This is a genomic window from Campylobacter sp. BCW_4323 (genome assembly GCF_001763115.1).
Classification (GTDB): domain Bacteria; phylum Campylobacterota; class Campylobacteria; order Campylobacterales; family Campylobacteraceae; genus Campylobacter_D; species Campylobacter_D jejuni.
Genome location: NZ_MJYC01000058.1, coordinates 1 through 9,840, shown reverse-complemented (window position 1 = coordinate 9,840; position 9,840 = coordinate 1). Strand labels below are relative to the sequence as shown.

Below are 9,840 nucleotides of genomic sequence, written 5' to 3'. Positions count from 1 at the left end.
CTAGATAAAATTTAAAATTTTTGATTTTGTATTTTTTAGATATTTTATCTATAAATTAGCTATGCTTAATCAAGTGTTAAATGTATTCACTTTGTGCAATAAGTAAATTAATTTTTAGATATAATTGTAAATCTATGAAGAACATTGAATATTAAATAAGGATGTATTAATATGATCGGAGATATGAACGAGCTTTTATTAAAAAGCGTCGAAGTTTTGCCACCTTTGCCTGATACTGTGAGTAAATTAAGAAAATATGTAAACGAGGCTAATTCAAATATAGAAACCATGAAAGTTGCTGAAATCATTTCAAGCGATCCGTTGATGACGGCTAAGCTTTTGCAACTTGCGAATTCTCCTTATTATGGTTTTACAAGAGAAATTACAACCATAAATCAAGTGATTACTTTATTAGGCGTTGGTAATATCATCAATATAGTTACGGCTGATTCCATTAAAGATAGTTTTAAAATAGATGTTTCACCATATGGTTTGGATACTCAAGTTTTTTTAAGAAATTGCAACGAAGAGGCAACTTTTATCACAAATTGGCTCAATGATGAAGATAAAAAACTTTCTCATCTTTTAGTTCCTTGTGCAATGCTTTTAAGACTTGGCATTGTTATTTTTTCAAATTTTCTTATACAAAATCACAGAGAGAAAGAATTTTTAACTTTTTTAAATGAAACTAAAATTGAAAATATTGCTTTAGCGGAGAATGAATTTTTAGGTGTAGATCATATTTCTTTCTTAGGATTTTTGTTGCATCGTTGGAATTTTGATGATGTTTTGATTGAAAGTATATGTTTTGTTCGCACTCCTCACGCTGCTCGCGAAGAAGTGAAAAAATCCGCTTATGCTCTAGCAATAACAGATCATCTTTTTGCTCCGCATGATGGCTCTTCTCCATTTAACGCAAAAGCTGCAGTTGCTTTACTTGAAGAGGCAAAAACTCAAGGAATTAATTTTGATTTAAATAATCTTTTATCTAAGCTTCCTAGCAAAGCTAAGGAAAATTTAAACAAAGAAGATTAAAGAGTTCTTTTAGGGCTCTAAATTGTAGTGATGAAAAGCTTAATCTTACCTCCTAATGAATTTTTAGATCACTATATTTTAAACGCTGAATTTCATCGTTTTGCTGGAATTTCAAAAAATGCTTATAAATTTTGGAAAAATGTAGAAATAGGTAGATATCAAGGAACAAGAATTATATTTTTGCATAGGAATTGCATTTTAGAAAAACATCAGCAAGCTTTAAGGCAATGTAGCGGTTTAAATGGTTTTGTATTGGCAAGTGCTTTTTGTTCTTTTACTGGATTAGCCCCATCTCATTTAGTGGAAAAAAATAATTCTTCTATTTATAAACTTTTAGAGCTTAAGGAGATTTGTGGGATTAAATTTGTTAATCTAAAAAAATTTTATGATTTTTTAGGGCTAAATTATCATCAGCATATTTATATAGAAAAATGCCATTTTTTTAGTCCAGCTCCTTTTGAAAAGCGTATTAAAATCACTGAGAGTATGTGCGTTGGGTATTATTAAGATATAAATTACAAGCCCTGTGAAGACATTGCTTGTAATTTAAAGATGAAAATTTTGTATTTTAATCCATCTCATAAAAATCATCATCATTGTTATCATCATCGTATTCATAATCATCATCATCGTAATTATAATTTTTATGGTGATTTTGTGGATATTCTTCATCTTCGTTTTCATAATCATCGTAATTTAAATCTTCTTCATCTTCATAAGCCATTGTTTTCTCCTTAAATAAAAATACAAAGCTTATTTTATCTTAAATTTGTTTGGTTTTGCTATAATTTTTATAATTTTTTAAAAGGTGAATTTATGAAATTAAGTCATTTAGATGAAAACAATCATCCTAAAATGGTAGATGTAAGCGATAAAAATATTACTTCAAGAATAGCCACAGCTAGCGGTATGATATATATGAGTCAAGAAGCTTTTGATGTAATTAAAAACAATACCGCAAAAAAAGGTCCTGTTCTTCAAACAGCTATTGTTGCGGCTATAATGGGGGCTAAAAAAACAAGTGAAATTATTCCTATGTGCCATCCTTTGATGCTTTCTAAAGTCGAAACTGATATTGTGGAATTTGTTAAAGAATGTGCATTTAAGCTTATTGTAACAGTTAAGTGTGAAGGTAAAACAGGTGTTGAAATGGAAGCTTTAAGTGGGGTTAGTATAGGACTTTTAACTATATATGATATGATCAAGGCTGTAGATAAATCAATGAGGATTACGGATATAGTGCTTGAAAGCAAAGAAGGAGGCAAAAGTGGTAAATTTGTGCGATCTTAAAAAAGAACCTCAGATCAATTATCCTACTTTTTGGGACTATAAGGTAATTTTTGAGGTGCATGTTAGGGCAAGTGAAATTTTTCAAGAAGTTTTAGGTCAAAGAGAATATAAATTTGAACATTCAAATTCAAGTGCGAGCGGAAAATATCAAAGTTATTTATTAAATGTTTATGTTGATAGCAAAAAAGATCGTTTGGATATATTTGATAAATTAAAAGCTAAAGCAAAATTTGTACTTTAAGAAAGAAGGAAAAATGAAAAATACTTTAATTATTTTTGAAAATTCTTTATCAAATCTCGGTAAAGATGAAGCAAGCGATTTACTTGAAGACTTGAGTTTTAATCTTGCATATAAGCAAATTTCACATAATCCTCATGAAACAAAAAAAGTTTTAAATTCTCTTTTGGTTGAATTTTTAACTATTTTAAAAAAACTTGATTTTTGTGACGATGAAAATGTTTCAAAGGTTATTAAGGCTCTAGTAAAAGCAAGTGTTGCAGATGCTCAAAATTCGCTTTATGAGTATATTAGCGAAGCTGAATTATTAAACAAACAGATTGAAAATCAAAAGAATTTGATTAAAAATCAAATCAGTGATAATTTTTTTGATTTTGAGAATATTTTACAAGAATATTCTTTTTGTAATGAATTTAGCGATGGTTTAAATGATGCTATTTTATTTGATATAGAAATGCTTGGAATTTTAAAAGAAACCGCTGAAAGTGCTTTTTTAACCACATTAGAAAAGGCTGAAGATATAGAACTTACAAGTAGCGAAATAGCTAAAAATCTCGTATACAATGCTATTTGTGAAGCTCATTTTGAAAAAGAAAGAATTTTAAAAATTTCAAGTATTATTTTAAATACCGCTTTTGAAATAGCTAATGAATCTATGGCTTATGCAAAAGATCTTTGTTTAGGTGCGATTAAAGGTACAAGAGATGGTATTGTTTTAGCAATGGAAAAATTTAAAGCTTCATTAACTTATGCAAATTTTGAAGAAGATGTTAGTTCAAAAAGTAAAGAACTAATAGGTATAGAAGATGATTTTATTGCTCTTTTAAAAAAAGAGATTCAACTGCAAAATGATCCTTGTAAGAGTATAGTTGAGAATTTGCTAGAACATGAACTTGATAATCTTTTTGCTAAATTTAGACGTCTTGCGAGTGAAAGTAGAGAACAGCTAATACTAGTTTTAAATGATATTAAGAGAAATCCAAAGATTAATGATTTTAATAAACTTACTCAAAGAAAATTAAATCATTTTAAACAGGAAATTTTTGAATTAGAAAAAATTGCTAGTGAAAAATACAAAGATTTAAATTCCAAAAAAGCTAAAAAGCTCGGTGTAAGACTTTGGGAAAAAGCAAAAAAATTTGTTAGAAAATAATATCCCATTTTTTGGGATATTAAATATCTATTTCTATACCTACAGGTGCGTGATCAGAGCCAAAAATATCATCTCTTATGAAAGCGTTTTTAAGCTTATCTTTTAAACCCTTTGAAATGAAAAAATAATCAATCCTCCAGCCTACATTTCTTTCTCTTGCTTTCATTCTATAGCTCCACCACGAGTATTTTTCTTTGATTTCGCCATTAATTTCTCTAAAAGTATCTATAAAACCAAGTTTTAGCAAATCATCAATCCAAGCTCTTTCTATAGGTAAAAAACCTGAAGTATTGGCATTGGCTTTTGGATGGGTAAGATCGATTTCTTTATGAGCGGTATTAACATCACCACAAATGATAATTTCAAACCCATCTTTTAAAAGCTTATCTAAATACACTAAAAAATCTGCATAAAATTTCATCTTAAAATTTAAACGCTCTTCATCTTTTTGACCATTTGGAAAATAGATATTAAAAAGTGCGATATTTTTAAAGCGGTGTTCTAAAACCCTGCCTTCTTCATCATCAAAAAATTCACATTTTTTTACTTCGCTATCAAAATTACAAAGACTCATTACCCCAGAATATCCCGCTCTTTTGGCAGAATTAAAATACATGTGTTTAAAAGAATATTCATAAATTTTTTTAGGAAATTTATCTTCATGTGCTTTGATTTCTTGAAAACCTATAAAATCAATCTTTTCTTGTGCTATCCAATCAAGTGCATTTTTATCACAAATGGCTCTTAAGCCATTGACATTCCATGAAAGTAGTTTCATTATTTTCCTTAAAATTGTCATTAAAAGTGTAAATCATAACATAAAAAGATTTAAAACTACAATCCATTTAAAAAAATTCAATAAAATTAAAACCTTAAATTTGAAGGTGGGATTTATATGCTTAGATTAACTTGGTTTTGGTTTACTTTCTTAAATTCTTTGATGATTGTATTATTGAATTTTAATTTATTTTATTTTGTGTATGAAAAAAACAATCAAAACTGGTTTATAACTTTTGTTTTTATTGTGGCCTATTTTGCATTAGTTCACGTGGTTTGCTCTTTACTTTTTATAAAGTTTTTTACTAAATTTTTTTCTATATTATTTATAATAGCATCTTTTTTAAGTGTTTATTTCATTAGTTTTTATGGAGTGCTTATAGACTCTGATATGATACAAAATGTTGTTCAAACAGATATCAAAGAAGTAAAGGATTTGTTAAATTTAAAATTGATCTTATTTATTGTTTTGGCTTTGTTGTTGGCTTTTTATGTTGTTAAAGTAAAAATTGATTATGGTAGTTTTAAATCCCATATGAAAATTAAAATTATCAATATAATATCAGGTTTGATTGTGGTTAGTGTAGTTTTAATCCCTTTAAGTAAAACTTTCTTGCCTTTTTTTAGAAACTATAATGAAATAAGAATGTATAATACTCCTTTTTATCAATTTTATGCCGTATATCGCTATTATGTTCGTTTTGTAAAAGCTAAGCCAGAATTTAAAACTATAGCTAATGATGCTTATAGAGAAAACAATCACACTAAAAAACTTTTAGTTTTGGTAGTGGGGGAAACTGCTAGAGCGGCAAATTATTCTTTGGGTGGATATACTAAAAATGATACCAATTTTTATACCAAAAAAGATAATGTAGTCTTTTTTGATAATTTTTCATCATGTGGAACAGCAACAGCGGTAAGTTTACCTTGTATGTTTTCTATATCTAAGCGTAGAGATTATTCGAGTTCAGAATTTCAAGAAAATGCCATGGATATACTTTATAAAACAGGTGTAGATGCTGCATGGTTTGATAATAATTCTGGTGGTTGTAAAGGGGTTTGTGATAGATTAGCTTATAAGCAAAAACTTTCTAGTGATTTGGATGAAAATTTACTCACTCCTTTTAAAGAAAAATTAAATCATTTAAGTGATCAAAATATAATAGTCCTTCATTTGCAAGGTTCTCATGGGCCAACTTATTATAAACGCTATCCAAATGAATTTAAAAAATTTACTCCAACTTGTGATACTAATGAACTTTCAAAATGTGATAATAAGGCTTTAATCAACACTTATGACAATACTTTACTTTACACAGACTATCTTTTAAGTGAGATTATAAAACTATTAAAAGAGCAAAAAGATTATGAAAGTTCTTTATTTTATCTTTCAGATCATGGTGAAAGTTTGGGTGAAAACGGTATTTATCTTCATGGTATGCCTTATGCTATAGCGCCAAGTTATCAAACTCATATTCCTGCTATTTTTTGGAGCAATGATGAAAAATTAATGAATTTAGCTAAAGAGCATAAAGGTTTAAAACTTTCTCAAGATAATCTTTTTAGTACTCTTTTAGGATATTTTGATGTAAAAACAAGTGTTTATGAACCAGAATATGATTTATTAAATCCTAAACTTAAGGCAAATCCATGAAGCCTAAATATCATTTTTTAAATAACGCAAGATATGCTTTAGAAGGGGTTTTTGCTTTATTTAAAAATGAAATGGCGTTTAGAATTGAACTTTGCATTATTATCCCTGCGATAGTTTTTAGTTTTTTCTTAAAAGTTAGTTTTTTGGAGCATTTGTTATTGGTAAGTGTCTTAATGCTTATCTTAATTATAGAAGCTTTAAATTCGGCTATTGAAGCTTGTGTTGATTTAGTTACTAATGAATGGCATGAAAAGGCAAAAATCGCTAAAGATTGTGCGAGTGCGGCAGTGTTTTTTAGTGTGCTTTTAGCTCTTTTTGTTTGGGGCTTTATTTTATATAGCATTTACTTATGAAATTTGAAAATTTAATACGAGAAATTTTAGGAAAAAAACGTTTTGAATTGTTAAAATTTTTATGTGAAAATGCTGATGAAAATGGTTTTATTATGATTAAAATCAGTGAGCTTGAAGAAAAATTACATCAAAGCAAACCCACTATCATCGCTACTTTTAAGTTTTTAGAAGAAAAAAAGCTTTTTAAGCGCCTTAAGAATGGATTTTATCAGCTAAATATAGGAGGTAAAAATGATACTTAAAAATCCTTTAGATATGCATTTGCATTTAAGAGATAATCAAATGTTAGAACTTATCGCACCTTTGAGTGCAAGAGATTTTTGTGCAGCTGTGATTATGCCAAATTTAATCCCTCCACTTTGTAATTTAGAAGATCTAAAAGCTTATAAAATGCGTATCATTAAGGCTTGTAAAGATAAAAATTTCACTCCTTTAATGACACTTTTTTTTAAAAATTATGATGAGAAATTTCTTCAAAGCGCCAAAGATGAAATTTTTGGCATTAAGCTTTATCCAGCAGGAATTACAACAAATTCAAATGGCGGAGTTTCAAATTTCGGTATAGAGTATTTAAAACCTACTTTAGAGGCTATGAGTGATTTAAATATTCCTTTGCTAGTGCATGGTGAAACAAATGATTTTGTAATGGATAGAGAAGCAAATTTTGCTAAAATCTATGAAAAATTAGCAAAAAACTTTCCAAAATTAAAAATTGTAATGGAGCATATTACCACTAAGGTTTTGTGTGATTTGCTAAAAGATTATGAAAATTTATACGCAACTATTACTTTGCATCATTTGATGATAACGCTTGATGATGTAGTAGGAGGTAAGATGGATCCACATTTATTTTGCAAGCCTATTGCAAAACGCTATGAAGATAAAGACGCTTTATGTGAGCTTGCTTTTAGTGGTTATGAAAAAGTTATGTTTGGAAGCGATAGTGCACCTCATCCATTGCACACTAAAGAATGTTGCGGTTGTGCGGCTGGAGTTTTTAGCGCACCGGTGATTTTACCTGTATTAGCTGAATTATTTGAAAAACATTCAAATGAAACAAATTTACAAAAATTTATTTCAGATAATGCTTGTAAAATCCATAATCTTAAATTTGAAAATGACAAAATTATCACTTTAGAAAAACAAGAATGGCAAGTGCCAAATGTTTATGAAGATAAATACAATCAAGTCGTGCCTTATATGGCCGGAGAAATTTTAAAATTTCAATTAAAACATTGATTTCCACCTTTAAGGTGGAAAATTTAAGCTTTATTTACAAGAGTATCTCTGATATCTATAACAAGATAGATCACAAAGAAGCTTAAAAATAAAGCAATAAAACTGACTATCAGCGACAATAAACCAGCTAGAAATCCAATACTAAACATCATAAAAAGAGAATAAAGCAAAGCTACAACAAAACTTATTGCTGCAATTGCATCAAGAATCAAGCGTCCAAATTTGATGATTAAATTTTTAACCATTAAAAACTCCTTTAAAATAATCGGTGAAATTGTAATAAATATAAGCTTAATGTTTTTATAAGTTATTTATAATTAAAAGTTTTATTTTAGATTCTATGGTTTCAATAATATCATTTTCAACAAAAGAACTTACAGTTTCTTTGGAAACTGTGATTTTGTTCATGCTTAAATGCCATAGAGCATTTTCTATAGCCTCTTCTTTCGTTCTTTGAACTTTGCGTATTTCATCGAAAACAATCTTATGAAAAAATATATTTTTTTCTAGCAAATAACTTTCTAAATCTTTTTTATAAAAACCTTTGAATTCGGTATTAAAATATTTAAAAATCGGATCTAAAAAATCACTTTTTCTATAATCAGCCCAACCAAGATAAATTTTTATTTTAGCTAGATTTAAGAAATTTGCATAATCTTTTTCATTTTGCAAAGCAGGAGACATGCTTAAAAATGCAAGATCAAATTTAGCATTAGGATTGTTTTGCATCCAAGTTTCAAAGTTCAAATTTTCGCATTTTATATTGTTAAGATTTAGTTTTTTAGCATCTTCTTGTAAAATTTCAAGCATAGCATTTGCACTATCTAGAGCTAAAATTTCTTTAGCTTCTTTAGCTAAGTGTAAAGTCCAAACTCCAGTTCCACATCCTATATCTATAATGTTTTTATTTTGAAAAGAAATCTTTAAATTTTGTAAATATTCAAAAGTTTGCTTTTGTATGGTGTTTAAAGTGTTTTGATATCTTGTGTAAGTTTTGGCTTTTTTATCCCATAAATTCATATATTTCCCTTGATAAAATATATAAAATCATAGCATAAATTTTTAAAATTCAAGCCCTTTTTTGGGCTTGAATGACTAATTAAAACCTCTTCTTCTTAACATCTTCTAAGATGTTATTAGCTATATCACTTACTGTACTAGAAATAATAGCTGATTCATTAGCAATTTCAACATTATCTTTAGTAGTTTGATCAATTTGTGCTACGCTATCATTGATTTGAGTAATACCTGCAGTTTGTTCTTTAATACTTTCTGCCATATCATTGATAGATTGAACAAGTAAATTAGTATTAGCTTCTATTTCAGATAAAGACTTTTGAGTTCTTTCAGCTAATTTTCTAACTTCATCAGCCACAACAGCAAAGCCTCTACCATGTTCTCCAGCACGAGCTGCTTCAATAGCTGCATTTAAAGCTAAAAGATTGATTTGATCTGCAATATCACCTATAATACCTGTAACATTTTTAATCTCTTCAGATTGAGTGATAACATCACTAGTTTTAACTGAAACATTTTGCATAGAAGAAGTGATCTCTTCTAAAGCTGCTGCAGTTTCTTCTAAAGATTGAGCTTGAGAATTTGAAGAAGTGGTTAAGCTTTGAACAGCAGTTTGTAATTTTCCACTTTCATTAGCTAAAGCATTAGCAAAGTCTGAACTTTGTTTTAGCATTTTAACTATTTCATCGCCTAAAGCATTAGTAGTTAATTCAACACTTCCTGAAGCATTAGAGATTTTATTTCTAAAATCTAAGCTTTTGTATTCTTCAAATATTTTATGAATAACATTCATATCAGAACCTACTCTAGCTTGTAAAACATCAAGAAGTTTATTTAGAACATTTTTAAGTTCAATAAGTTGTGGGTTTCTTGGATTAGCAGTAATTCTTGCTGTTAGATTACCACCTTCTACAACTGATACGGTTTGAACTGATTCTTTAACAGCTTGATTGTCTTGTTCTAAACCTTTTTTAGTAGCAAGGATGTTTTCGTTGATAGCACTTGAGATTTGTCCAAATTCATCATTGCTTTTTACTTCTATAGTAGAAACATTTTTTGTTTTATGGTTGATGAAGTCAAAGAA

The 9,840-nt window shown here is 28.4% G+C and carries 13 protein-coding genes and 1 pseudogene; 9 read left to right on the top strand and 5 right to left on the bottom strand.

The window, feature by feature from the left end; genetic code table 11:
• Positions 1 to 171 precede the first annotated feature (171 nt).
• Positions 172 to 1,035 (top strand): cheVAW transcriptional regulator CheP, encoded by an 864-nt coding sequence (gene cheP / locus AJN60_RS05695; RefSeq protein WP_070239752.1) that lies wholly within the window; start codon positions 172 to 174, stop codon positions 1,033 to 1,035.
• Between the two features lie 27 nt (positions 1,036 to 1,062).
• Positions 1,063 to 1,542, top strand: coding sequence for a cheVAW transcriptional regulator CheQ (gene cheQ, locus AJN60_RS05690; RefSeq protein ID WP_002854628.1), 480 nt, complete (start codon positions 1,063 to 1,065; stop codon positions 1,540 to 1,542).
• A gap of 61 nt (positions 1,543 to 1,603) precedes the next feature.
• Here cheQ and AJN60_RS05685 read toward each other — a convergent pair whose 3' ends face one another.
• Positions 1,604 to 1,759 carry a highly acidic protein gene (locus AJN60_RS05685; RefSeq protein WP_002851965.1) on the bottom strand — a complete coding sequence of 52 codons (156 nt, stop codon included), beginning with the start codon at positions 1,757 to 1,759 and terminating at the stop codon, positions 1,604 to 1,606.
• Between the two features lie 92 nt (positions 1,760 to 1,851).
• Here AJN60_RS05685 and moaC point away from each other — a divergent pair, with 92 nt between their 5' ends.
• The 3 genes from moaC to AJN60_RS05670 are packed head-to-tail and all read left to right on the top strand — an operon-like array spanning position 1,852 to position 3,716.
• Entirely contained in the window at positions 1,852 to 2,325 is a 474-nt protein-coding gene (moaC, locus tag AJN60_RS05680; protein ID WP_070276441.1) for a cyclic pyranopterin monophosphate synthase MoaC, read from the top strand.
• Positions 2,303 to 2,566: an HP0495 family protein gene (locus AJN60_RS05675; protein WP_070286063.1), complete on the top strand. Its 264-nt coding sequence runs from the start codon at positions 2,303 to 2,305 to the stop codon at positions 2,564 to 2,566. Before moaC ends, AJN60_RS05675 begins: the two co-directional genes overlap by 23 nt.
• Entirely contained in the window at positions 2,556 to 3,716 is a 1,161-nt protein-coding gene (locus AJN60_RS05670; protein ID WP_079861539.1) for a hypothetical protein, read from the top strand. Before AJN60_RS05675 ends, AJN60_RS05670 begins: the two co-directional genes overlap by 11 nt.
• Positions 3,717 to 3,735: 19 nt before the next feature.
• Here the strand turns inward: AJN60_RS05670 and AJN60_RS05665 are convergent, their stop codons facing one another.
• Positions 3,736 to 4,494, bottom strand: a complete 759-nt coding sequence (locus tag AJN60_RS05665) for an exodeoxyribonuclease III (protein WP_002870645.1) — start codon at positions 4,492 to 4,494, stop codon at positions 3,736 to 3,738.
• A gap of 117 nt (positions 4,495 to 4,611) precedes the next feature.
• Between AJN60_RS05665 and eptC the strand changes: the two genes are divergently transcribed.
• The 4 genes from eptC to pyrC are packed head-to-tail and all read left to right on the top strand — an operon-like array spanning position 4,612 to position 7,739.
• On the top strand, positions 4,612 to 6,147 hold the full coding sequence (gene eptC, locus AJN60_RS05660) for a lipid A/FlgG phosphoethanolamine transferase EptC (protein WP_070286061.1): 1,536 nt from the start codon (positions 4,612 to 4,614) through the stop codon (positions 6,145 to 6,147).
• Complete coding sequence (locus tag AJN60_RS05655) at positions 6,144 to 6,500, top strand: diacylglycerol kinase (RefSeq protein WP_052949968.1); 357 nt, start codon at positions 6,144 to 6,146, stop codon at positions 6,498 to 6,500. The genes eptC and AJN60_RS05655 overlap by 4 nt, the downstream gene beginning before the upstream one ends.
• Positions 6,497 to 6,742: a replication/maintenance protein RepL gene (locus tag AJN60_RS05650; RefSeq protein WP_002870642.1), complete on the top strand. Its 246-nt coding sequence runs from the start codon at positions 6,497 to 6,499 to the stop codon at positions 6,740 to 6,742. Before AJN60_RS05655 ends, AJN60_RS05650 begins: the two co-directional genes overlap by 4 nt.
• Positions 6,732 to 7,739, top strand: a complete 1,008-nt coding sequence (gene pyrC, locus AJN60_RS05645; RefSeq protein WP_070286060.1) for a dihydroorotase — start codon at positions 6,732 to 6,734, stop codon at positions 7,737 to 7,739. The genes AJN60_RS05650 and pyrC overlap by 11 nt, the downstream gene beginning before the upstream one ends.
• A gap of 30 nt (positions 7,740 to 7,769) precedes the next feature.
• On the opposite strand, the pseudogene AJN60_RS05640 reads toward pyrC, so the two are convergent.
• The 3 genes and pseudogenes from AJN60_RS05640 to AJN60_RS05630 form a co-directional block, all read right to left on the bottom strand.
• Positions 7,770 to 7,984 (bottom strand): annotated as a pseudogene (locus AJN60_RS05640) (hypothetical protein).
• Positions 7,985 to 8,039: 55 nt separating this feature from the next.
• Positions 8,040 to 8,759 carry a class I SAM-dependent methyltransferase gene (locus tag AJN60_RS05635; protein WP_070286059.1) on the bottom strand — a complete coding sequence of 240 codons (720 nt, stop codon included), beginning with the start codon at positions 8,757 to 8,759 and terminating at the stop codon, positions 8,040 to 8,042.
• Positions 8,760 to 8,838: 79 nt separating this feature from the next.
• Positions 8,839 to 9,840, bottom strand: a 1,002-nt coding sequence (locus AJN60_RS05630; RefSeq protein ID WP_237766491.1) for a methyl-accepting chemotaxis protein, incomplete at its 5' end; no start/stop codon positions are given.